General features: G+C 39.2%; 17 protein-coding genes. 14 read left to right on the forward strand and 3 right to left on the reverse strand.

All coding sequences use genetic code 11. The annotated features are described in order from the left end of the window. The 7 genes from OCK74_RS20345 to OCK74_RS20375 all read left to right on the forward strand — a co-directional run. On the forward strand, positions 1-795 hold a 795-nt coding region (locus OCK74_RS20345), incomplete at its 5' end, for a non-ribosomal peptide synthetase (protein WP_279298925.1). Further along, positions 792-4,979, forward strand: a complete 4,188-nt coding sequence (locus OCK74_RS20350; RefSeq protein ID WP_279298926.1) for an amino acid adenylation domain-containing protein — start codon at positions 792-794, stop codon at positions 4,977-4,979. The genes OCK74_RS20345 and OCK74_RS20350, both read left to right, overlap by 4 nt. Before the next feature lie 25 nt (positions 4,980-5,004). Continuing rightward, entirely contained in the window at positions 5,005-6,729 is a 1,725-nt protein-coding gene (locus OCK74_RS20355) for an HAD-IIIC family phosphatase (protein ID WP_279298927.1), read from the forward strand. A 2-nt stretch (positions 6,730-6,731) separates the two neighbouring features. Continuing rightward, complete coding sequence (locus OCK74_RS20360; RefSeq protein ID WP_279298928.1) at positions 6,732-6,980, forward strand: acyl carrier protein; 249 nt, start codon at positions 6,732-6,734, stop codon at positions 6,978-6,980. Between the two features lie 98 nt (positions 6,981-7,078). Then, positions 7,079-8,533: an MBOAT family O-acyltransferase gene (locus tag OCK74_RS20365; RefSeq protein WP_279298929.1), complete on the forward strand. Its 1,455-nt coding sequence runs from the start codon at positions 7,079-7,081 to the stop codon at positions 8,531-8,533. Positions 8,534-8,535: 2 nt separating this feature from the next. Beyond that, positions 8,536-9,522 (forward strand): hypothetical protein, encoded by a 987-nt coding sequence (locus tag OCK74_RS20370; RefSeq protein ID WP_279298930.1) that lies wholly within the window; start codon positions 8,536-8,538, stop codon positions 9,520-9,522. 177 nt (positions 9,523-9,699) lie between these two features. Continuing rightward, positions 9,700-10,476 carry a hypothetical protein gene (locus OCK74_RS20375; RefSeq protein ID WP_279298931.1) on the forward strand — a complete coding sequence of 259 codons (777 nt, stop codon included), beginning with the start codon at positions 9,700-9,702 and terminating at the stop codon, positions 10,474-10,476. On the opposite strand, the gene OCK74_RS20380 is transcribed toward OCK74_RS20375, so the two are convergent. From OCK74_RS20380 to OCK74_RS20390, 3 genes are all read right to left on the reverse strand, one after another. After that, positions 10,428-11,456: a synaptic vesicle VAT-1 family membrane protein gene (locus tag OCK74_RS20380; protein ID WP_279298932.1), complete on the reverse strand. Its 1,029-nt coding sequence runs from the start codon at positions 11,454-11,456 to the stop codon at positions 10,428-10,430. The two genes, OCK74_RS20375 and OCK74_RS20380, sit on opposite strands and share 49 nt — an antisense overlap. A 34-nt stretch (positions 11,457-11,490) precedes the next feature. After that, complete coding sequence (rnk, locus tag OCK74_RS20385) at positions 11,491-11,883, reverse strand: nucleoside diphosphate kinase regulator (RefSeq protein WP_279298933.1); 393 nt, start codon at positions 11,881-11,883, stop codon at positions 11,491-11,493. Between the two features lie 625 nt (positions 11,884-12,508). Then, the gene (locus tag OCK74_RS20390; protein ID WP_279298934.1) at positions 12,509-13,249 is read right to left on the reverse strand and encodes a YqjF family protein; all 741 of its coding nucleotides are present in this window, start codon (positions 13,247-13,249) and stop codon (positions 12,509-12,511) included. Between the two features lie 235 nt (positions 13,250-13,484). Here OCK74_RS20390 and OCK74_RS20395 point away from each other — a divergent pair, with 235 nt between their 5' ends. The 7 genes from OCK74_RS20395 (at position 13,485) to OCK74_RS20425 (ending at position 26,127) form a co-directional block, all read left to right on the forward strand. Next, positions 13,485-14,831, forward strand: a complete 1,347-nt coding sequence (locus tag OCK74_RS20395) for a tail fiber domain-containing protein (RefSeq protein WP_279298935.1) — start codon at positions 13,485-13,487, stop codon at positions 14,829-14,831. Between the two features lie 843 nt (positions 14,832-15,674). Beyond that, a complete protein-coding gene (locus OCK74_RS20400) occupies positions 15,675-18,704 on the forward strand; it encodes a SusC/RagA family TonB-linked outer membrane protein (protein WP_279298936.1) in 3,030 nt (1,009 codons plus the stop codon). Between the two features lie 12 nt (positions 18,705-18,716). Beyond that, positions 18,717-20,180 carry a RagB/SusD family nutrient uptake outer membrane protein gene (locus OCK74_RS20405; RefSeq protein WP_279298937.1) on the forward strand — a complete coding sequence of 488 codons (1,464 nt, stop codon included), beginning with the start codon at positions 18,717-18,719 and terminating at the stop codon, positions 20,178-20,180. A gap of 68 nt (positions 20,181-20,248) precedes the next feature. Further along, positions 20,249-21,640 carry a glycoside hydrolase family 30 protein gene (locus tag OCK74_RS20410; RefSeq protein WP_279298938.1) on the forward strand — a complete coding sequence of 464 codons (1,392 nt, stop codon included), beginning with the start codon at positions 20,249-20,251 and terminating at the stop codon, positions 21,638-21,640. A 31-nt stretch (positions 21,641-21,671) separates the two neighbouring features. Next, on the forward strand, positions 21,672-23,903 hold the full coding sequence (gene bglX, locus OCK74_RS20415; RefSeq protein ID WP_279298939.1) for a beta-glucosidase BglX: 2,232 nt from the start codon (positions 21,672-21,674) through the stop codon (positions 23,901-23,903). A gap of 57 nt (positions 23,904-23,960) precedes the next feature. Then, positions 23,961-24,620, forward strand: coding sequence for a GDSL-type esterase/lipase family protein (locus OCK74_RS20420; RefSeq protein WP_279298940.1), 660 nt, complete (start codon positions 23,961-23,963; stop codon positions 24,618-24,620). A 40-nt stretch (positions 24,621-24,660) separates the two neighbouring features. Beyond that, positions 24,661-26,127, forward strand: coding sequence for a glycoside hydrolase family 30 protein (locus OCK74_RS20425; protein WP_279298941.1), 1,467 nt, complete (start codon positions 24,661-24,663; stop codon positions 26,125-26,127). Positions 26,128-26,134 lie beyond the last annotated feature (7 nt).

The following is a 26,134-nucleotide window of genomic DNA, read 5'->3' on the forward strand; positions in this document are numbered from 1 at the left end:
CCCATTGGGGTAGTAGGGGAGATCTGTGTGGGGGGAGCAGGCCTGGCCCGGGGCTACCTGAACCGGGAAGAATTAACCCGGGAGAAGTTTATTGCAAGTCCCTTCAAGGCAGGGGCGCGCTTATACCGGACCGGGGATATGGGCAGATGGCTTCAGGATGGCTCTATAGAATACCTGGGTCGTAGGGATGAGCAGGTCAAGATCCGGGGGTATAGAATAGAGCTGGGCGAGATCGAGAGTGTGGTGCTGCAGCGTGGAGGGGTGAGGCAGTGTGTGGTGGTGGCCAAAGAGGAAGAAGAGGGGAGCCGTAAACGACTGGTGGGTTATGTAGTGGCAGAGGAAGCCTTGAATAAGGAAGCCTTGATTGATTATCTGAAGGCAAGGTTGCCGGAGTACATGGTGCCCCTGCAGTGGGTGCAGTTGGAGCAGCTGCCCCTGACCGCCAATGGCAAGGTGGACAGGAGGGCCCTGCCGCAGGTGGAGGTGGGTGCCACCAGCAGGTATGTAGCCCCTACAAATGAAGTGCAGCAGCAACTGGTGCAGATCTGGCAGCAACTGCTGAAAGTAACCCCCATCGGCATCCACGACAACTTCTTCGAACTCGGCGGACACTCCCTGATGGCTACCAGGCTTTTATCAGCCATACGTAAAGATTTTAAAATAGATATTTCTATTCGGGAATTTTTTAATAATTCAACTGTTGTTGGTATTGAAGATGAAATAGAAAAGGCCAATTGGGTGGCAGTTAAACCAATTACAGATGATTTTGATAACCTTGAAAAGTTCTCCATATGATTACTGAGTTATATAAAAAGATGCAAAGCTTAAATGTTCAAATTGAGCTCGTTGACGGTAAGTTGGATATCAGGGCTCCTAAGGGAACATTAAATGAGCAGCTGATCAAAGAAATTAGTGATTCAAAGGAGGAAATCGTTTCATTTATTAAGGCATATCAAAAGAAAAACAATGTTCATTCCATTCCTAAAGTTTTGGTAAGGCCGGAAAATGTCCCACTATCCTTTGCCCAGGAGCGCCTTTGGTTCATCGACCAACTGGAAGGCAGTGTGCAATATAATATGCCAATTGTATTACGCTTGAAAGGTCAGGTAAATCAGAAAGCTTTAGGATACTCTTTTCAAAGTATTATTGATCGTCATGAAGTGCTTCGGACTGTATTCCGAGAAAAGGAAGGAACAGCTTACCAATTCGTCCAGCAAAAGGAAGGATGGCAGTTTGTTCAGGTAGATGGCTTAAAATACAGGGAAGATGCTGTCGCCTTACGTTCCTACATTCAACAGTTGATCAATGAGCCATTTGACCTTAGTAAAGATTACATGCTCAGGGCTCATCTCATAAAGATAGAAGAACAGGAGTATGTGCTGGTGGTTGCCTTACATCATATTGCCTCTGATGGCTGGTCTCTTTCTATCTTGGTAAAAGAACTAGTTGAACTCTATAGTGCATATACGGAGAATCGTTCTTCATCATTACATCCTTTGGAGATCCAGTATGCCGACTATGCCCTCTGGCAACGGAACCATTTACAGGGAGGTGTGTTGCAACATAAATTTAAATATTGGCGAGAAAAACTTCGGGGTGCAGCAGCCCTGCAACTACCCACTGATTATCCCAGGCCTGCCGTACACAGCACCAAAGGTTCTCTTGTAATTTTTAACATTGATCCTTCTCTTTCGGAGCTGCTCAATGTATTTTCACAAAAACAGGGCACTACTTTGTTTATGACCCTGCTTGCTGCTTTCAAGGTCCTGTTGTACCGATATAGTGGACAAAGCGACATCTGTGTGGGTTCACCAATTGCAGGCCGGCAGCAGCATGAAGTGGAAGACCTTATTGGCTTTTTTGTCAATACGCTTGCCCTTAGAGATGAACTGTCAGCAGAAATGTCCTTTATTGAACTGCTGCAACAGGTCAAACAAACCACCCTGGAGGCGTATGAACACCAGGAAGTGCCTTTTGAAAAGATAGTGGAGGAAGTGGTCAGGGAAAGAGACCTGAGCCGCAGTCCTTTGTTCCAGGCCATGTTGGTGCTGCGCAATACTCCAGATGTGCCTCGACTTCAGTTAGGAGATGTGCAACTTTCTGGCGAAGCCCCGGCACATAACACTTCAAAGTTTGAGTTGACTTTTTTTGTTTCTGAGACGAAGAATGGTCTACAGGGATCAGTAGAGTTTTCCACCGATCTGTACAAAGAAGAGACGATCAGGAATATGATCAGGCATTTTCAACAATTGTTGCGCTCAATTGTAAAACAACCCTGGCTAAGAATCTCTGTTCTGCCAATGCTCACAAAGATAGAAGAGCAGCAGTTGCTCTATAATTTCAATAAAACCTCAGTAGAATACCCCGAAGATCATAACATTGTAGATCTGTTTGAACAACAGGTTGAAAAGACGCCATACAGTATTGCTGTTGTTTTTGAAGAAAAGCAAATTACTTACCAGCAATTGAACGAAAGAAGTAATCAACTGGCCCATTACCTCAGAAACAAAGGAATAAAAGCTGAGACCTTAGTACCAGTATGTATCGATCGTTCAATAGAAATGATTGTAGGCGTCTTAGGTATCCTGAAAGCCGGTGGCACATATGTGCCCCTGGATCCTGAATATCCCAGGGAAAGAATATCTTACATGCTTAGCGATAGTGGCGCCTCTGTGGTAGTAACTAGTGGCAAATACATTGACTTGCTCAATGAACAAGCTACCCCTGTAGAAGCTGTAGATTTGGTAGGTGGTTGGGAATTGATCGCCCAGCAGCCTAAACATAATCCGGAAAAGATCAACAAAGCTTGTAACCTGGCCTATGTGATCTATACCTCCGGTTCTACCGGTACCCCCAAAGGTGTTAGAATGCCCGGTAATAGTTTAGTGAATTTATTGACCTGGCAACAAAAGCAATTTCAGAATAAGTACAGGCGGGTCTTACAGTTTGCAAGCCTGAATTTTGATGTAAGTTTTCAAGACATTTTTTCTACTCTTTGCTTTGGAAGCAGCTTGTACTTGATTGCTGCTGAACTTAGATATGATATGGCAGAAATTTTAAAAGAAATACTGCACAATGAAATAACACACTTATTCGTGCCTTTTATTGTTTTGAAGAATCTGGCAGAACATATAAATGTCTCTGGCAATGATTCTTTTAAGTTGGAAGAAATAATTGTAGCTGGTGAGCAATTAAAATTGACAGATGATATTCAAAATCTCATAAAGAAAAAAGGCATCAGGCTAATCAATCAGTATGGACCTACGGAAGCGCATGTGGTAAGTAGTTACACCATTAAGCATGCTGATTCAGAAATACCGTTGCTTCCGCCAATTGGAAAGCCAATTGATAATATTCAATTATATATATTGAGTGAAACACAGCAGCTGGTCCCCGTTGGGGTATCAGGCGAAATTTGTATTGGAGGAGTGGGAGTGGCGCGTGGTTATTTGAACCAGGAAAAACTTACAAATACGAAGTTTATTGACAACCCATTCGGGAATGGTAAATTATATCGTACAGGAGATGTTGGACGCTGGCTGCCTGATGGTAACATAGAATACCTTGGCAGGCGGGATGATCAGGTAAAAATTAGAGGCTATCGGATTGAGTTGGGTGAGGTGGAAAGTGCGCTGCATAAAAGTGGTTTGGTCACACAGTGTGTAGTCATGGCTCGCGAAAGTAAGGAAGGGGGCAAACGGCTGGTTGCCTATGTGGTTCCCCAGGGTGCATTTAATAAGGATTCACTAAAAAGTTATTTGCATAGCAAGCTGCCCGAGTACATGATACCTAACCAATGGGTAAGCTTAAATAGCCTTCCTGTAACGGCAAATGGAAAAGTAAACAAGAAAGCTTTGCCGGATGTGGAAATTACTGCAACTAATCAATATGTAGGTCCTCGCAGTAAAATGGAGGAATTGTTAGTTCAGATCTGGCAAGAACTCCTGGGTGTTGAAAATATAGGCATACAAGATAACTTTTTTGAGCTAGGCGGACATTCCCTTTTAGCTATGCGGGTTGTATCCAGGATTAAAATGGAAACAGGAAAAAGTTTGCCCGTTGGTTCCTTGTTTGAAAATCAAACAATAGAGACGTTTGCGAAACTTTTAATGAAAAATAACCAACCGTCTGCAGTTAAGTCCCTTTACTCATTAAATTCCAAAGGGAGTAAAATACCTCTGTACATAGTTTGCAGCATTGGTGCATCCGCCTTTAGTTTCTACAAGTTCGCAAGTATGTTAGATGATGACCAGCCTATATATGTCTTGCAACAACCAATAAGCTATGAGAAATTAGATGGGCTTCCGAGAAATATAGAGGAGGTTGCTGCAGGATACGTAGCAGAAATGTTGCAACAGAATCCTGATGGTCCATATGCATTATCTGGGTACTGTGTTGGAGGAATTATCGCATTTGAAATGGCAAAACAATTAAAAGCGATGGGTAAACAAGTGGTATTCCTCGCAATGTTTGATACTGCAGTTCCGAAAAAAGTAATGGTTGATCCTTTCTCAAATAAAAAGTTATATCGGTTATATTCGATTGTGTCGAAGTATGTTATTTCATTTTATCTTAAGCTTGATTTTAATATCTATTTATTAAGGTTCGATAGAGGATTATGGATAAATAAGAAAAAGAATTTACTAAAACGATTAATAAATCAAGTAAAGGAAATTTACCCTTCTAATCCGGAAGATGTGGAAGCTAAATTTTTCAAACATAAGATTGCTGTTGCAAATTATCTAGCTTCTAATAGCTATCCGATGACACCCTATGATGGAGAAGTAGTTTTATTCCTTGCTAAAAAAAGTTCAGTTTACAATAAAGGTTTAAAACCTAGCGACTGGAAACCATTTGCAAAGTCAATAAAGGTTTTTAAAATAGATGGAGAACATGCTACCATATTTAATCCCCCTGTTCATCTGGATCGTTTTGTGAAATTATTACAGCAATCCCTAAACGAGTGTAAAAAGGAATAGTTGATGTTAACTAAATTCTATTTGGATGAAAACATTCTCCCAACTCAAGAAAAATTTGAAGTTAGATTACTCCGGTTTGGAAGTGATTAAATTAGCCATTCTAGGAGACACTTCCACCCAATTTTTGAATCAGGCCTTGAAAGGAGCTGGTTTTGATAAAGGATTTAACCTGGAGATCTGGGAAGCTGATTTTAACCAGATACAGCGTCAGGTTTTTGACTTAACTTCCGAATTGTATAATTATAAACCCGAAGTGGTTATTGTCTTCCAGTCTGCTCACAAATTACTTGGTAAATACAACAAACTAAAACCGGAAGAGTATTGTGCTCTAGCACTTAATGAAATAGATTTGATTAAAGCAATATTTTCTTTTATAACAACTCAGTTAAATGTAAAGGTTATATACTACAACTATACTGAAATAGATGATTCCATCTTTGGTAATTATGCGAACAAAATAGAATTTTCCTTTTTGTATCAGCTCCGTAAACTGAACTACGAGTTAATGGAATTGGCTTCTAAAAATCCTACCTTCTTTATTTGTGATATTTCTTCTATTCAGAACGAGGTCGGTAAACTGAACTTTTTTCAAAGTTCAGTTTATATCAATACAGAAATGGTACTGAGTATAGACGTCTTGCCAAAAATTGCAGCTAAAACCATTGATTTAATAAGCGCTTTGAAGGGTAAATTCAAAAAATGTGTGGTTTTGGACCTGGATAATGTAACATGGGGGGGCATCATCGGGGATGACGGTATGGAAAATATTCAAATTGGTAATTTAGGAATTGGTAAAGCATTTTCAGAATTTCAATACTGGATCAAAAAACTAAAAAACCGGGGAATCATAGTCGCAGTTTGTAGTAAGAACTCGGAAACGGTTGCAAGAGAACCATTTGAAAAACATCCTGACATGGTATTGCGTATAGATGATGTTTCGGTTTTTATCGCTAACTGGGAAAATAAAGTGGATAATCTGAGACAAATCCAGGCTACTTTAAATATTGGATTTGATTCAATGGTTTTTCTGGATGATTCTCCATTCGAGAGAAATATAGTTAGAGAAAATATCCCGGATATTACAGTCCCTGAATTACCGGAAGATCCCGCTGATTATTTGGAGTATCTATATTCATTAAACCTTTTTGAAACTGTTACTTATTCAACCGAAGATGCCGAAAGAGCAAAATTCTATCAAACAGAAGTCCTTAGGAAAACTGCGTTACAAAAATTTGCAACTGAAGATGATTTCTTGAAAAGTTTGAATATGCAATCATTGGTCGAGCCTTTTAATAAATTTAATATGCCACGGGTTGCACAATTGTCATTAAGATCCAACCAGTACAACCTAAGAACAATTAGATATACCGAAGCAGAAATTAGTGAGCTTTCAAAATCGCAGGATCACTTTACATTCACATTCACATTGGAAGATAAATTTGGAGATAATGGATTGATATGTGTGGTTGTTTTAACGAAAGAAGATACAAAAACGTTATTTATTGATAATTGGTTCATGAGCTGCAGAGTGTTAAAACGTGGGATGGAAAACTTTGTATTGAGTACCATAACGGATTGTATGAAAAATAAGGGCTTTGCTTTCTTGAAAGGTGAGTATATACCAACAGCTAAGAATGCACTCGTAAAAGAGCATTATCTGAATTTGGGCTTTGAAAAGAATGATGGCTATTGGGTGTATTCTATGAATAGTGGTAGAACAAAAGAGTGCTACATAAAATTTAAATTGTAAAAATGGAAAGAGTAGTTATACTTAGCCAGGTCCAGGATATCTTTAAAGATATCCTCGATGATGAAGAAGTAATATTAACAGATAAAACACAGGCTCCGGATGTAAAAGGCTGGGATTCTCTGACCCATATACAATTAGTTGTAGGCATTGAAAGACATTTTAAAATTCGTTTTACCTCAAGAGAAATTCAAAGTTGGAATAATGTGGGGGAAATGGTAGATACGATCCAAAATAGGATACAGAATTCTTGATCTGCAATTCCAAAAAACATCCATTACCTATTGAAAACTAAAATCTATTGTATTGTCATTTTAGCTAACCATATTACTTACACCTAAACTTTCAGAAAATGTTATTTACATCTAATGAATTTCTGATTTTTTTTACAGCATTCTTTTTGCTGTATTGGTTTGTTTGTGATAAGAATGTAAAACACCAAAATATTCTGGTCCTACTCGGTAGTTATCTGTTTTATGCCTGGTGGGATTGGCGCTTTCTTTCCATTCTTATCACAACTTCCATTGTAAACTTTATTTTAGGGATTTATATTGAGAAAACTACTGTTCCTAAGTCCAGAAAATTACTGCTTTGGATTGGATTACTACAAGGTGTTGGCTGCTTGTTGCTATTTAAATATTTTAACTTCTTTGTTGAATCATTTAGTAATTTCTTTTCCTTTTTCCATTTTAATATTCACATTCAAACCATCAATATCATCATCCCTCTAGGTCTTAGTTATTATACATTTAAAAGTATAAGCTATTTACTGGATATTGAAAAGGGAAAGATCAAGGCAACAGCAGAATGGATGGTTTTTTGCTCATACATTGCATTTTTCCCAGCATTACTAGCAGGGCCTATTGATAAAGCAAGGACATTGATCCCTCAACTGGAACAGAAAAGAGTATTTGATTATAACCTGGCAACTGATGGATTGCGACAAATATTGTGGGGTGTTTTTAAAAAGGTGGTTATTGCAGATAATTGTGCTTCTATTACCAATCATATATTTGATAATTACCAGCATTTCTCAGGAAGTACATTATTAATAGGGGCTTTCTTATACACCATACAGATGTATGCAGATTTCTCAGGTTATTCTGATATGGCAATAGGCTTTTCTCGATTGATCGGGTTTAACATCACCAGGAATTTCGATTTCCCATTCTTTTCTCAAAATATAGCCGAGTTTTGGCGTAAATGGCATATATCATTGACAAGCTGGTTAACCGAGTATGTATTTACTCCGCTAAGTATTGCCTTTAGAGATTTAGGGAAACTGGGATTGATTTTTGCTATCATAATCAATTTTACAATTTGCGGAATTTGGCATGGTGCTAATTGGACTTATGTCCTATTTGGATTGATGCATGGCTGTTATTTTATACCTCTTATATTGACTGGAAAAATGAATAAAAGGAGTAAAATAGCTGGAAATAAAATGCTTCCTTCTTTTAGTGAAGCCGCACGCATGCTGGCAACATTTGTTTTGGTGATGTTTACATTTATCGTTTTTAGAGCTGAAAATATTACCCAAGCCTTTAATTATTACCAAAGACTTTTTTCCATTTCTTTAATTTCAATACCTGCTGTGCCTAAGGGCTATTTGACATTTAGAACTTTGCTGCTGTTTATTGGTAGCATGCTCCTTATAGAATGGCTGAATAGAGAAAAAGAACATGGCTTGCAATTAGGAGTTATAAAAGGTCGGATTTTCAGATGGAGCGTATATGCTTTTATTTTTTTCTTGATCGGAATGTTAATGGAGACTTCTGAAACACCTTTCATCTACTTCAAATTCTAACCATGAAAAAGTTTCTTGCCAATGTATTGCTGTTTATTCCTTTTTTATTGACTTCTTATTTTATTTTTCTAATTGCCTGGGGAAGTTTTGCCCCCGGGCATTTAAGGAAAAATTTAATATACGGGATTGGGGGATATGCGAATATGTACTCGCGTATATGCGAAGCAAAAAAGATGCATAATGTTGATATACTTTTCTTAGGGGCTTCTCATACTTACAGGGGATTTGATCCGCGAATATTCAAGGCATATGGTTATAACACCTTTAATCTTGGTTCTCCTAATCAAACGCCCCTTCAAACAGAAATATTGTTAGAGCGTTACTTAAGCAATTTGAATCCCAAATTGATCATCTATGAAGTACATCCTTGGCCATTTTTATTAGACGGTGTTGAATCTGCTCTTGATCTGCTGGCTAATGATAAAATTGATATGAGTTCAGTAAAAATGGCATTGACCCTCAATAATGTAAAAGCCTATAACACATTGATTTATTCATGGTATAGACAGTTATTTGATTTAGATAACGGTTTTAAAGAAGAAATGAAGAAGGAAGATGATACTTATATTTCCGGCGGATATGTAGAAAAAAAACTTTCATTCAACAGCCCGGAAGCAGAGAAAAAAGAAGAAATCCCTGTCACACTTGCTCATTGGAAGCCTAAAGCTTATCAATTGATTGCTTTTGAAAGAATATTGAAAATAATTAAAGATAAAAACATAGAAATGGTTTTTGTCCAGGCCCCGGTGACTAAGATGGTTTTCAATGTTTTTGATGGTAATGATAAATTTGATGCTTTTATTTCTTCAAAGACTGATCACTACATTAACTTCAATTACTTAATGAAATTGGATGATAGTTTGGATTTTTTTGACAGCCATCATTTGAATCAACAGGGAGTACGGGTTTTTAATGAAGCTCTATTAAAAGGCAAAGAGACTCAATTGCATAATAAAGTTTTGATGACTCATGCGAGCTTTAAAAAGTAAAGCTTCCTGCTAGTATTTTGGCCATAAAACTAATGTGCACAACTTTCTATAATCGCTAATACATATTGATATACAGTAACAAAAGATTGTGCACATCTTTTTTACAATATTTTTCCCTTTTGGTCCGTTTGAAAATTTCGCTAGGTTTACTTTTTATGCCATCAAATTTCTTCCACCATGACGTTACCATTCATTATTGGTGAAGACAGTGCCAATGAAGTTGTTTTTGTAGATTTCGAACAGTTGCCACATTTGTTTGTTTCATACAATGATGAAGCCCAGATCCGGGAGTTTATAGGTTCATTGATTAGTTCATTGCAATTGAATAATAATGGTCTCCTGGTTGATTATGCACTTGCAGTATCTGCAAGAAATCATCATTTAACTTTGAGAAGGGATTGCAATATTAAATACTGTTTTGTTTCTGACGATTATTTGATGAGTAATGTTGGTAGTAAGTTGAAATTCATGCAAGCGCTGCTCAAAGAAATGAGGAGCAGGAGCATTTACTTCAGGAAGCTTGCAGAAGGTAAGCCGGAAAAGAAAAAACAAGTACCCCATTTAATCATTTTACTACATGATGTTTTTGATATTGTCTTATCTTCTAAAAAATCAATTGGTCAAATCTTCTTGCAGCTTTTATTATTGGGAAAAGCACTAAAAATGCATGTAGTGGCTGCTTCAGGAAACTCCTACAGGATGTTATTAAAACAATTGGCTAATCTTGATCCTTCCGTAATGAGAAAGTTCCGGAATCAATTTGGTCATGATCATTTAAATATTGTTACACCATTAGGCGCAGAGCTGGTGATTACTGCCGAAGACTTTATTTTCTTCAAGAAGGCCAATGCAATAGATTATCAGCGCTTGTACCCGGCAAGAAAATCCTTACACGAATCACTTTCTTATATTCCAAGGGTAACCACCACCTTACCAATGGTTGCTCCTTGCTGAAATAAATGAATGGCTTTATGCATTTCTTCAAATGGAAAGACTTGACCTATGTGCTGAGGTTTCAATTGAAGGGATAGTAATCCCTGGAGCATTTCATGCATCAAATCTGTTTGCTCATATAAAAAGATTAAGTTAAAACCCATGAGTGACTTATTCTGTGAGGGTAAGCGTAGTGGATCAATTTTGGGGCGCTTAAAGTATTTCCAGATCAGTTTTGGATAATTAGGAGTTGATCCATGTGATGCAAAGCTGGCGCTCCCATACGCCACCATCCTGCCCATAGGAGCCATCGCTTTCCAGCTTTGCTCTAATATTTTGCCGCCAATGCATTCCATCACTAGGAGTAGAGGGCGACTGTCAAGAGCATTCACCAATTTGCTATAAAAATGATCATCCCGCACAATGACATCATCATAAGCTTCTTCATCCAGTAAATATTCAACTTTATGCGACCCGCCTACAGTGCCAATGGTATAAGCATCATATTTCTTGCAAATACGGTTGGCCATGATGCCTACACCACCAGCAGCGCTATGGATCAGCACAGTCATACCTTTTTTCAGGTTGCCTAAGGCCGTAAGAGCATAATAAGCAGTAAGTCCTTGCACCAGGAATCCTGCACCTTCTTCAAAACTCCAGTCTTCAGGCAACGGAATAATATATCGGTGGTGAATATTAATATACGATACATAACCACCAAACTTTGTAACACCCATGACTCTGTCACCCACCTTCCATTCTTGCACACCTGCACCAACAGCTATAATTTCACCCGAAAATTCCAATCCTGGAATGAATGAACCTGGAGGTGTTGCCTTGTAGAGGCCTTGCATAGAAAAGATATCCGCAAAATTTAAGCCTATAGCCTTCACTTGAATACATACATCTCCTGTCTTGGGATGTTCCAGGACCTCAGTCTGTAGTTTCAAGTTTTGAATCGAACCTGCTTTCGGCATGCGATAAACCTGGCGTTCCTGCATAAGTTATCTATTTCCTGATAAAAACTTGTTATGGCTAATTTGAAACTTCTAAAATAGTAAAAGTTTTCTCACCTGATGGTACTTTCCATTGCACTTGTTGTCCCTTCCTGTAACCTATTAGAGCCGTGCCAATAGGTGACATGATGGATACCCTTCTTTGTTTGATGTCTGCTCTATGGGGTGTTACCAAGGTTAATTCAAACGTTTTTCCATTATGCTCATCCTGTATTTTCACTTTTGAATTAAGTCTTACGACATCTCCAGGTAAATCGTCATTTTTGACAAGTGTTGCTTTCTTCAATTCTGCCTTCAATTCTTCTACATTATTTCGGTCAAATGAATTTCTGGTATGATTTCCTTTTACATAAGATATCATCAGTTGATAATCATCTTGGCTTAGGATAATTTGATTTTTTACCTCTTGCATAGCACATTATTTTACTAGTGAGAAAATGCTTTTATTTCTGTTATTTGATATTTCTGTTAGTTATTTTTTGAAAATGTTTATTGCTCTTTCTCAGGTACACTATTAAAGTAATGAAGAGCAACGGTACTGTTACTACCAAAAGCCAATACCATTTGGCATGTACAACAAATCCATTCTTTAATACAATGGCATTTGTTAGGAGTAGTAATACAACAATAGTATTACGCTCCCAAAATGTTACATTTTGAGTCATAGCAAAGCAATGATTAGAATTAATAATTAAAAGGGATCACTTAATTCAGGAAGAACCCAAGCCTGGCAAATATTAGGCTTGGGAATAGGTATTAAAGTCCTTAAAGTTGGAGAAGTAATAAAGTTTACGACAGAAAGGGTTAAATTCTGTAAAAGAACAGGTATAGCAATCCCTGGTATCTAGTTCTATATACCAGGAATAAAGCGAACTTTTAATATAAATATCGATACCTGCCATCAATACAAATCTAGTAAAATTTGTTGTTTAAAATCCTTTTGGAATTAATAGTTCGTTAAAGATGAACATCGCCTTTACTTTGTGTATATTTAAAAATGCTCCATTCGCAAGAAATATTACAAATCAACATGACTGCTAATCGCTCATCTTCTGCATATTACATGAAATTCTGGTGCCTGCTATTATTTCAATGGCAGATCCCTCTGCAAGCATAACTGAATTTGGTATTTGTCCAGTAAGAAAAGAAAACTTGGTACCATAAACATCCTTGAAATCTACATGAATGGAATATTCATTCACTTGATAGATCTTCCATTTTGGATGCTTTACTTCATATTGAGATGTAAGGGTGTCATTGATTCTGGCATAACCCCAATAGTGTTCTGTGATAAACTCTTCCTCACTACCTTCTGTTATTTGTAAAGGAATTGCATCAGCTTGAACAGTAAACCTGTTCCAGCTTTTCTTCCTCCACTTGTATTCAACTTGTAATTTACTTTCGCTTAAAAGCCATTGATGGCTCATGGACATTGTTTGGTAGTTTTCTTTGTACACCCTGTTGGCGACCATAGTTATAGCGGGACGTGGTACAATTTCTTTAATGAAAACAACACCTCTTTTCCATATGCCATTCTCTTGATACCGAACATAGAATCTTAAATTCACCTCTTCAAAGTTGGCGTGACAGGGAATAGAAAAACCTTTCAGTCTGGTATTTAAAAACATAAAACCAACTAAACTGATGTAATAGTTGTCCTGCCAAATGTCCAGTTCTGTTCCTGCCGGAAGAAATTCTTCCAGCACCGCTTTGTCTACTGCATAGTTTGCAATGGCAAGCTTTCTCCATTCTGCTGTTAAAAAAGTTGATACTGCCATATACGAATTAGGTACTGATGTAAAAATAAAGAATTGAGTCTAACTCATAACTGCCGAAATTTGGGTACTCCTACATGAGGTATAAAACAGCGAAGTTTTACTAATTTAGAGTCTAATATTCGTCCCCAGCGATCACTACAATGAACCGGGCGTATTACACTTTATTCGGCTTTTCTCCCTTCCTCTGGATTCCCACCCTGTGATGCGTTTCTTTCACTCCTTAAACCATCATGGTATGAAACACACATTTATTTTCCCGCTCTTCCTTTCTTTTGCACTTGGCACTTCTGCCCAAAACACTTCGCCTTACTGGAGTTTAGCGGGCAATTCCAATGCTACCTTATCCAATAAGATCGGCAGCACCAATAATGTTTCCCTCAGGTTTGTGACCAATAACATTGAGCGAATGAAGATCCATGCTTCTGGAAATGTGGGTATTGGCACACCTTCGCCTGTTCAAAAGCTACATGTAGTGGGTAATGGTTACTTTACAGGTCTGGTTGGAATCAATACTAGCCCAAGTTATCCATTACATATACATAATCAATCTTATGATTTTGGCTTAAGGGTTTTTAATGCGCCCAGTAACCTTGATATCAATCGCGTTGGAATTTCTGTTTCCTCTGTTATTCAACCTGGTATTGGAGTTGGTATTGTTGCTTTTGGGGGACTAGAGGGAATAGAAGGAACAGCACTTGGTGGCACATCTAATGTAGACCCTTGTATTGGTGTTGCTGGCTCTTCTAATGGCTTTGCAGGTTCCCGTATTGGTGTTGATGGCCTTGGTTTTAATTCTGAGGAAAACAATGTAGGCAACATGTATGGTGTTAGAGGTTTTGCTTATGGTGGCGCTTTTAATGCTGCTGGTTACTTTGAAGGAGATGTTTGGGCTGTGGATTACTTGACGATATCAGACCGGAAATTCAAAACTGGGTTCAATCCTCTTAAGTACTCACTGGAGCAACTTATGAAACTCAAGCCCTATGTCTATGAGTTTAAGACAGCCGAATATGCAAAAATGAACCTACCCAAAGGCGAACAAATTGGCTTGATAGCCGATGAAGTAAAACTGGTATTTCCCCAGCTGGTAAAGCAGGGAGTGCATCCTGCCCGTTACGACAAGGATAAGAAGACCGTGGTGAGTCCTGAAGAAAAGTATGAAGGGATAAATTACAAGGGATTCATTCCTGTATTGATTGCTTCAGTGCAAGAGCTGAAAACTGAAAATGATGTATTAAAAGAAGAAATAGCTGAGCTGAGACAACTGGTGCTGGAATTAAAGAATGGGATGACGGATAACAATTTATCTGCAAATGCTTCTTCTGCTTACTTGGAACAAAATGCACCTAATCCTTTTAAAAGTAACACCATTATTCGTTATTATGTTCCTTCCAATGTTTTTATGGCCAGGTTATTAATAACAGATTTAAAAGGAGCAATAATCAAAACGATTGAACTGAACACCAAAGGCAGCAGTCAAATAACGCTAAATGCAGGTGCTTTGGCAGCCGGCACTTACAATTACAGTCTTTGGATTGATAACCAACGAGCAAACACAAAACAATTGATCATAACCAGGTAGTGCCTCATTTATGTACTGAGTGGATCTAATCATTAGTATTCATTGCATATTCGAATGATTTTGATGTGGCAATTGGTATTATAGTCTTTATCTGGAGACTGATTCAATTTGAACATTCACTATCGAAGCTTATTTCATTAAACTTTTTTAAAGGTTTTAGAAATGAAGCCCTGATTCTTTTATTCTTGAATCGGGGCTTCGTGCTTTAAGCAGCTGGGGCAACCTGGGGATTGTGAAGAGCAGCCGACCCAGTGGGGCAGTCCAGATAACAAAATCAACCAAAAGAATTGACTCTATAATTCCAAACTGCCGAATTTTTGAACGCTTACAATAATTATCCTTCCTGTAAATTTTTTATTTCATGCAATGTTTCGCCATCAATTTTTGTCTTGTTTTGTGACTCATTTACTTACCCTTGTCAAACGATAGCCCGTATGAAAGATTACGAATTATTCGACAATTACTCCTCAATTGTGCCAAAGGAAAAAATTGTCCCAGGCAGCCTACAGGATTTCAGGCAATTAATTCACTACTATTCCAGAGCTATAGTTCAATTTGAATTTTCTTTTTTTAAGGACCGGAGGGTGCTGCCGTAGAGCTGGCAGAAAGTGTTTTATTAAGCTATGGAAGAAAAAGCAAGGGGCGGTTGTGAAACATGAATGGCCAATGCTCTGTATTTTCTGAAAAGCTGTGATGAAATGAAAATGGTGTTACGACCTTGATGTTTCAATTGACTTTGGTTATTAAAAAAACAGGAAATACTACGATTTTCAGAAGGTTGAAAGTACAGACTCATGTAATAAGCGCTGAGGTTTCTGATTATTAAACCCTAAACTAAATACGATGAAAAAAGGTACTTCTTCAGGCAGGTTTATTCATTTGTCGATAAAGTTTTCAATTCTATTGATGCTGTTCACTGCCTTAAGGGTTCAGGCTAAAGATATTAATGGCCTGACTGTGGCACAAAATGCATCAGAAAACCGTGAGATCAGAGTTGCCGGTAAAGTTACCGGTGCCAACGATGAGCCATTGAGCGGCGTTTCTGTGCGCGAAAAAGGCACTTCCAGCGGGACCTCTACAGACAACAATGGCATGTATGCTTTAACTGTAGACAATAATGCGATATTACAATTCAGTTATATTGGCTATGAAACACAGGAAGTTCCTGTAAGTGGACAATCGGTTATCAATGTGAAACTAGTGGTGGCTACAAAGCAGATGGAGCAGGTAGTGGTGATTGGGTATGGAACACAAAACCGGAGAAATGTAACTGGCTCTATCTCTACTGTTCATGCTGAAGACTTTGAAAACAGGCCAATTTTCTCCACAGCACAGGCCATACAAGGCAAGGCTGCAGGCGTACAGGTCACTCAGCCTTCGGGTAAGCCCGGAACAGATTTTTCTGTACGGATAAGGGGTACAAGTTCTATCAATGCCAATAATGATCCTCTCTATGTAATTGACGGAGTGCAAACTACAGACACCAGAGGCCTGAACACAAATGATATTGAAACAATACAGATACTAAAGGATGCAGCATCTACTGCTATTTATGGCGCACGGGCTGCCGGTGGCGTAGTGATTATTACTACCAAACGAGGCAGGTCAAACCAATCGTTGGTGAGTTTCAATACCTATGTAGGTTTTTCGAAAGTAGTGAATACAATCGATGTTTTAAACACACCTCAGTACCGCGAATTGATGGAAGAAGTATTAGGTCCCGGCACTGTTGACCCTTCCATTACTACCAATACAAACTGGGTCGATGAAGTGTTTAATACAGGGGTGAACCAGAATTATCAGGCTTCTGTTTCAGGGGGAAGTGATAAAGCGCAATATTTTTTATCAATGGGTTATTTAAAAGATAAAGGTGTTGTAGAGCCTGCCCGGTTTGATCGTTATTCAGTACGCTTAAACCTGGATAATAAAGTAAAAAGTTGGCTGAAGGTCAATGCAAATTTGAACTATATCCGCAGTTCGTTTAGAAATACATTAGACAACCTCAGCTCGGGAAGAGGTGGTGTTATTCTTAGTGCTTTAAATACGCCTCCATTTTTGAATGTTTACAAAAGTGATGGTAGCGGGCAGTTTGATCCCAATCCTTTTCAGCCTTCCTGGGAAAATCCCGTTGCTTACCAAAGCAGGGATGAACGTTCAAAAGACAACAGGTTCCTGGGGAACCTGGGCGCAGATATAAGTTTTGCCAGGTTCCTGTCTTATAAGGCGAACTTTGCCGTTGATATTTCCAATACCCAATTTGACTCTTTCATTGATCCATTCAGAACCAGTTACGGCCGCCAGCAAAATGGCATAGGAACCGCACGAAGGGATAACCTTTTTACCTGGCTTTGGGAAAATACATTGAACTACAATCAAAAATTTGGTTCTCATAATGTAATCGCTTTAGGTGGCATTTCAATTCAGGAAAAAAGGCTTGACAATGCATATGTCGAAGCCCAAGACTACCCCTCCATTCCTGGTGTTCAAACCATTAATGTAGCCAACCAGATTAATAATGCTGGTACAACTGCATCAGAATCAGCTCTGGCTTCTTTCTTTGGACGGCTGTTGTATGACTACAATAGTAAATACCTGTTCACAGCTGCTTTCCGCTATGATGGTTCATCCAAACTGGCTGAAGGTAACCAATGGCAGTTTTTCCCTTCTTTTTCTGGGGGATGGAGGATTTCAAGCGAACCGTTCATGCAGGGCGTTGATTTTATCAATGATCTTAAACTGCGTGTTGGTTGGGGCCAAACCGGTAACCAGGAAGGCCTGGGTGATTATGCATGGAGAGGATTGTTTAACACGACAAGAAAACCCGTTACTAATCCATTGTCTGGGCCAGCTATTTATAGAAACACAATTGAGAATCCTGACCTGAAGTGGGAAACCACAACACAAACAAATATTGGGCTTGATGCTGCAATTTTAAATCACAAGGTTAACATTACTGCCGATGCTTACTGGAAAAAAACAAAAGACCTGTTACTGGCTATTCCGTTGCCTAACACAGTAGGTGTTGGATCGAACGTTTTTGATAGAAATGATGGGGTTTTGGAAAATAAAGGTTTCGAACTGGCTATTTCAAGTCCAATCATAGACAGGAGTGATCTTAAATGGAATGCCGATTTTAATATTTCTTTCAACGATAATGAAATAAAAGAGTTGGGTTTGAATAAGATCTATGATTTTGCTACTGTTTACAGTAATAACCAGCAAGTGATCCGTGTAACTCCGGGGCAACCTTTAGGCGCATTTTACGGATATATATCAGAAGGTGTAGATCCGGCAACAGGCAAGCTGGTCTTTAGGGATCTGAACGATGATAAAATCATAACACCAGACGATCGTACTTTTATAGGATATGCGCTGCCTAAATTTATCTATGGGTTAACCACTGCGCTGACATATAAAAACTTTGACCTGAATGTCTTCTTCCAGGGAGTGCAAGGCAATGATATTTTTAATGCCACACGTGTTGACCTTGAAGGCATGTTTGACAGCAAAAACCAATCGACTGTAGTGCTGAACCGTTGGAAAACTCCCGGCCAGGTAACAGATATTCCGAAAGCGAACGATCCTGATAATTACAAAAACTCAACACGTTTTATCGAGAATGGATCATACCTGCGGTTAAAAAGCCTGACACTCGCCTATAACTTCAATAAAGACCTGGTGCAGAAGCTACACCTTCAAAAGTTAATGCTATATGTAACAGGTCAAAACGTCTTCACCATAACCGATTACTCAGGCTTTGATCCCGAAGTAAATGCATTTGGTTCCAACAGCAAAGGAACGGAAATAGGCGTTGATTATGGCACGTACCCGCAAACGCGCACTTTTATTTTCGGTTTGAATGTTGATTTTTAAAACATTACCATTATGAAAAAAAACATTTTAATAATAGGGTTACTTGCTTTGTTATCAGCAGGTTTTCTCTCCTGTAAAAAGTTTCTGGAAAGAGATCCGCTTTCTCAATATACCGATCAGGATCTAGGGTCTACTGATACGGTCAAATACACAACGGCAGGGCAAGCCGAGGCATTGTTGCAGTCTGCATACCAGGATTTTAAAAATGAATATTTTATGCTGGACAACTTTGTCAATGGAGATGCACAATCGGATAATGCTTATGCGGGTGCGGATCAAGTACCAAATTTTCAGATAGATGAGTTTAGGATCGACGCTACAAATAGCAATGTTTCCAGAGACTGGGCAGATATATATAGCCAGGTCGCAAAAGCCAATACTGTCATTACAAATGTGCCCCGTATTACTGATCCGGCTTTAACCCAGGAACGCAAGGATCAGATCGTCGGTGAGGCATCATTTATAAGGGCTTATTGTTATTTTGACCTGGTTCGTCTTTGGGGCGACGTACCACTGGTATTGGAGGAAATCTCATCCATAAGTGCATCCAATATAGAACAGGTATATCCTAAACTTTATCCAAGCCGTTCACCCAAAGCAGATGTGTATGCACAAATTATTGCAGACCTGCAAACAACTATTGCCAAAGCACCAGCCAGCGGATCAACAAAGTTTATAGGTACGAAAGGAGCAGCACATGCGCTACTGGCAAAGGTGTACGCAACCATAGAACCGCATGACTGGACAAAGGTTAATGAACAGGCAGATGCAGTGATTGCAGCTGGGTACAGTTTATTGCCACAGTACGATCAGCTTTGGGACAATGCACACGAAAACTCGTCAGAAGCTATTTTTGAAATAGATTGTATTGACTGGAATACCGGCGGCAACTGGGGAACAGATATGGTTAAGGGAACAGACTGGAAAAAGTTCAACACCCCAACTAATGACCTGGTAAATGCTTTTAATGCAGAAGGCGATAATATAAGAAAGAATGCTAGTATCGTATTTGAAGACGTAACCGGCTTATGGACAGACCGTTACTGGCCTGCGACAACCTTTCCTTTCATTAACAAGTACAGAGATCATAGCGGAGGTCAGAACTTTATTTTGATCCGCCTGGCAGACATTCTTTTATTAAAGGCTGAAGCCTTAACAGAGTTGAATGATTTAACTGGGGCTAAGGCATTACTGAACCAGGTACGTAACCGCGCCAAGTTGGGAAATACAACAGCCAATACACAGGCTGACCTAAGGTTAGCGATAGAAAAGGAAAGACGTTTGGAACTTGCCTTTGAAGGTCACCGTTGGTATGATCTGGTGCGTACCGGCCGGGCCATACCAGTAATGAATGCACAAAAAGATGGAAATGGCGCCAGTCTTGGGTATAATCTTACTGAAAACAAATTGATATGGCCTATTCCTCAATCCGAAAGGGATAAGAATACTAATCTTACTCAAAATCCTGGTTACTGATCCTACTACTATTTATAAAAGATCCTTTCAATTGTAATATTGGTAGGATCTTTTTTTTAAATTACTCCATGAATAAAATAACATTTTTTGCACTCATACTTATTCTTTGCATAGGTTGCAAAAACTCTTCTAAGAGTGACACGGCAATGGAAGTATGGTTAACTGATCCTGTCAAAAACATATTATTTGCAAAGCAGTCTCTAGGCAATATTACTGCAACAGGAACAGTGCCGGCAATTGAAGTTAATGAAAAAGAAACCTTCCAAACTATTGATGGCTATGGCCATGCTTTAACTGGCGGCAGTGCGTTTCATTTGTATAACATGGATGCCGCTACGCGTGCAGCCCTGCTGAAAGAATTATTTGCTACAGATGGCAACAATATAGGTATAAGTTATTTACGGGTGAGTATAGGTGCTTCTGATTTGGACGACCATGTTTTTTCTTACGACGATTTGCCGGTAGGACAAACAGATACTGCTATGGAAAAATTCAGCATAGCGGAAGATAAAAAATGGTTGATCCCTGTTTTAAAAGAAATACTGGCCATTAATCCTGATATAAAAATATTGGGATCGCCCTGGTCGCCACCTGCATGGATGAAAACTAACGACAGCACAAAAGGTGGTAGTTTAAAACCTGAATATTACAATGCTTATGCGAAGTACTTTGTAAAATACATACAAAGCTTAAAGGCGGAAGGCATCAATATAGATGCCATCACTATTCAAAACGAACCCTTGCATCCTGGCAATAACCCCAGCCTGTTAATGTTGGCAGAGCAGCAAGCCGCTTTCCTGAAAAAAAGTTTAGGGCCGGCATTCAGGGCAGCAGGCATCACTACAAAAATTATTTTGTACGACCATAATGCGGACAGGCCCGATTATCCCATGAGCATTCTTGCGGATAAAGAAGCAGCGCAATATGTTGACGGTTCTGCCTTTCACTTGTATGCAGGATCAATAGATACGCTTTCCAAAGTGCACGAGGCTTTTCCTGATAAAAATCTTTACTTCACTGAGCAATGGGTGGGAGCGCCCGGCAACCTGCCAGAAGATTTAAAATGGAATGTAAAAAATCTACTTATTGGCGGTGCAAGAAACTGGTGCAAAAACTATTTGCAATGGAACCTGGCAGCCAACTCAAAATGGGAGCCGCACACTCCCGGCGGTTGTACGGAGTGTTTGGGAGCCGTAACCATTGACGGCAACCAGGTAAAAAGAAATCCAGGGTATTACAACATTGCGCATGCATCAAAATTTGTGCGTCCCGGAAGTGTGCGTATTGCATCTACTATGCCGGAAGGCTTGCCCAATGTGGCTTTTAAATCACCAGACGGTAAAAAAATTTTGGTAGTATTAAACGAAGCTCCTGCATTAAAATCATTTAAGGTTCTGGATGATGGCAAAAGTTTTTCCATTGCATTGAATGCAGGCGCTGTAGCAACATTAGTGTGGTAATCACTCACCAGATAACCGGTAACAGGCAACCATGATAAAACAAATTATAATTATAGTATGTAGTTTGATATTATGTGCAAACAGCTTTGCCCAACAAAAGAGCATTGAAGAAAAAGTAAATGCGCTGATGAGCAAAATGAATCTAGAAGAAAAAGTGGGACAGATGAACCAGTACTCCAGTACCGAAGAACTAACAGGGCCAAAGATGGCATCACCAGATTTGTTAAAAGAAATAAGAGCAGGCAGGTTAGGTTCAGTGCTCAATATTCGCGGCGTAAAACAAACACGCCAGTTGCAGGAAGCCGCTATGCAAACACGTCTTAAAATACCTTTGCTTTTTGCACATGATGTGATACATGGCTACCGCGTTACCTTTCCTATACCGCTTGCCGAAGCTGCCAGTTGGGATTTGGATGCAATAGAACTCTCTGCACGTATTGCAGGTAAAGAAGCTGCAGCGGCAGGCCTGCACTGGACATTTGCACCAATGGTAGATATTTGCCGCGACCCGCGTTGGGGACGGGTTATGGAAGGAGCAGGCGAAGACCCTTATTTAGGTTCGCTCATTGCAAAGGCTCGTGTGAAAGGTTTTCAGGGCAAAGGCTTTGGCTCTACTGATGCAGTAATGGCATGTGCTAAACACTTTGCAGCATATGGCGCCGCCATTGGAGGACGCGATTATAACTCTGTTGATATAAGCGGCCGCATGTTGTGGGAAACTTATCTTCCTCCATTCAAAGCTGCTGCTGATGCAGGTGTAGCTACATTTATGAATTCGTTCAATGACCTGAATGGTGTGCCGGCCAGCGCCAGTACTTATTTACAACGAGATATTCTTAAAGGCAAATGGAATTTCAAAGGCTTTGTGGTGAGCGACTGGGGCTCTATAGGCGAAATGATACAGCACGGTTATGTAAAAGATAACTATGAGGCTGCCGAAGCCGCTGTTAAAGCCGGTAGCGATATGGATATGGAAAGCCGCAGTTACATTAACAATTTGGTACAATTGGTAAAAGATAAAAAAGTTCCGGAATCTGTAATAGACGAAGCCGTTAAAAGAATACTCACACTGAAATTTAAAATGGGGCTTTTTGATGACCCGTTCCGTTATTGCGATGAAAAACGGGAAGCTGCAACACTTAACACACCCGAACACCAGGCGGCAGCATTAAGAATGGCGGAGAAAAGTATGGTGTTGCTCAAAAACGAAAATCAATTGCTGCCGCTTAACAAAGAATATAAAACCATTGCACTCATTGGACCGATGGCAAAGTCAAATGCCGATATGAAAGGCTTTTGGGCACTCGATTGGGGCAAAGAAGATAATCTTGTATCATTATACGATGGTATGCAGCATAAAGTAGGCAATACCACGCAACTATTATACTCCAAAGGTTGTGACATTACTGACACCAGCCGCGCTCAATTTACCGAAGCAGTAGCAACCGCACAAAAAGCAGAGGTGATAATAATGGCCATTGGCGAAGCGCATGATATGAGCGGTGAGGCCAAAAGCCGTGCTAACATTCATTTGCCGGGCGTTCAGGAAGAACTGGTTAAGGCAATACAAGCCACAGGAAAGCCTTTAATTGTATTAATAATGGCAGGTAGGCCGTTAATATTCAATTGGACGGCTGATAATGCCAATGCTATTTTGTACACATGGTGGTTGGGAAGCCAGGCAGGCAATGCTATGGCCAACGTGTTGTATGGCGATTATAACCCTTCGGGTAAATTGCCAATTACCTTTCCACGGTTTGAAGGACAAATTCCGCTGTACTATAATTACTTGAATACAGGCCGACCGGCGCAAAATGAAGACATTACATTTTATCGTTCTGGTTATATCGATACGCCCAATAGTCCACGTTATCATTTTGGTTACGGCCTTAGTTATACCCAATTCAAATACGAAAATTTGAAACTGAGCGATACGGTAATGAATAAAAACGGAAGTATTAAAGTTAGTCTTTTGCTTACCAACACAGGCAAATTTGCTGGTGAAGAAGTAGCCCAATTATACCTGCGAGATTATGTTGCAAGTCTCGTGCGTCCTGTAAAAGAATTGAAAGATTTTAAAAAAGTATACTTGCATCCAGGCGAAACAAAGACCATTGAATTTACTATTGACAAAGAAAAGTTATCGTTTTACAATGCCAGATTACTATGGGATTGCGAGCCCGGTACATTTAAGCTGATGATAGGTAGCTCATCAAAGGATATACGCTTGGAAGGTGATTTTGAATTGATGGGCAGCAGATAATGAGCATGATTTGGAGCTTAAAGGGAATTTGAATAGAAGTTTTATACTCACAACAATATGATAAAAAATATCATCATACTGTTTATTGCTTTTTTGAGTGTCACGGATCTTTTCTCACAAGAAAAACCTTTCTGGAATGATATTCAAAAATTCAAAGAGAGTGATAGATTCAATCCGCCTGTGCAAAAAGCCATTGTGTTTATTGGTAGTTCATCTTTTGCTATGTGGCATGATGTACAGGACTACTTTCCCGGCTATACCATTATCAACAGGAGCTTTGGTGGCTCCACATTGCCCGATGTGACAGGTTATTTAAATGATATTGTGTTTCCTTATCATCCCAAACAAGTCGTGATATATTGTGGAGATAATGATTTGGCTAATTCGGATACAATTACAGCGAACGAGGTATTGCAGAGATTCAAACTTCTATTTCAAAAAATACGCAAGCAACTTCCCTCCATATCCATTGTATATGTTTCTATAAAACCAAGCCCAAGCAGGAAACATTTAATGACAAAGGCCGCGCAGGCCAATATAATGATACAGAAATACTTAAAGACTCAAAAAAATACCAGCTTTGTTGATGTGTATCATAAAATGCTTAATAAAAACGGAAGCATAAGAAGCGATATTTTCTTGCAAGACGAATTGCACATGAATGCAAAAGGATATGCCATCTGGAAACAGGCGATATTACCGTATTTAAAAAAATGAATTTTATCCGTCTTTGTGTGCAACCACAAAACGTAATATTATGAAACATTTTTTATTTACATTGATGATGGGTTTGACAACCAACATCATGCTTGCACAAACAAATGAGCAAAACACACAGGCAGAAAGCTCATTTCAACTCCACAACAAAAAGGCCACCGTGTACATGACAGCGAATAACACAAATTTTCATTTATCAGTTACCGAAACACTTCAATTTACAGACTTTGTGCAACCTAAGGAAACCGACATTAGTATATTTGTTGACCCTACACACCGTTTCCAAACTTTTATAGGAATGGGTGGCGCCTTAACAGACGCATCAGCTGAGACATTTGCAAAATTGCCTAAAGACAAGCAACAAGAATTATTGAAAGCATACTACGATCCTAATGCGGGTATAGGCTACACTTTAGCAAGAACTAATATGAACAGTTGCGATTTTTCCAGCGGTAGTTATACATATGTAAAAGATAATGATAAAGAGCTAAAAACATTTAGCATAATGCATGACCAACAATACAAAATTCCATTTATAAAACAGGCAATTGCTGCAGCAGGTGGAACGCTAAAACTGTTCATCAGTCCATGGAGCCCGCCAGCCTGGATGAAAGATAACAACAATATGCTGCGTGGTGGAAAATTGAAACCTGAATATTATCAGTCATGGGCAAACTATTATGTGAAATTTATCAGGGCTTATGAAAAATCAGGTATTCCGGTATGGGGACTCACTGTGCAAAATGAACCTATGGCTACACAAACATGGGAATCGTGCCTTTACACAGGAGAAGAAGAACGTGACTTCATAAAAAAATACTTAGGGCCTACATTGCAGAAAGAAGGATTAAGCAAAAAAAAATTAATTGCATGGGATCACAACAGAGACCTCATGTATCAAAGAGCTTCTACGGTTTTAAACGACCCCGATGCTTCCCAATACGTGTGGGGTATCGGTTATCACTGGTATGAAACCTGGACAGGTGCAGGCATGCAATTTGACAATGTGAAAAGAGTAGCAGAAGCATTTCCCGGCAAAAATTTGATTTTTACTGAAGGTTGTATAGAAAAATTTAATATAGAAAAAACTAATGATTGGGCTTTGGGTGAAAAATATGGCCGTTCTGTGATAAATGATTTAAACAGTGGTGCATCAGGCTGGACAGATTGGAATGTACTGCTTGATGAAACAGGTGGCCCAAACCATGTAGGTAACTTTTGTTTTGCACCTGTTCATGCCAATACAAAAACAGGTGAGTTGATTTATACAAATGCTTACCACTACTTAGGTCATTTTTCAAAATTCATTCGTCCCGGTGCAAAAAGAATTATATCATCCTCAAGCCGAGACGTGTTGCAAACAACGGCGTTTATCAATGAATCAGAACAATTAGTAGTAGTGGTACTAAACTTATCTAATGATAAAATTCCATATTACTTATGGATAAAAGGAAAAGCCGCTAAAACAGAGAGCTTGCCTCATTCCATAGCAACCATAGTGATATAGAGCTGGC

Source organism: Paraflavisolibacter caeni, from assembly GCF_025628885.1.
GTDB classification, from domain to species: domain Bacteria; phylum Bacteroidota; class Bacteroidia; order Chitinophagales; family Chitinophagaceae; genus Flavisolibacter; species Flavisolibacter caeni.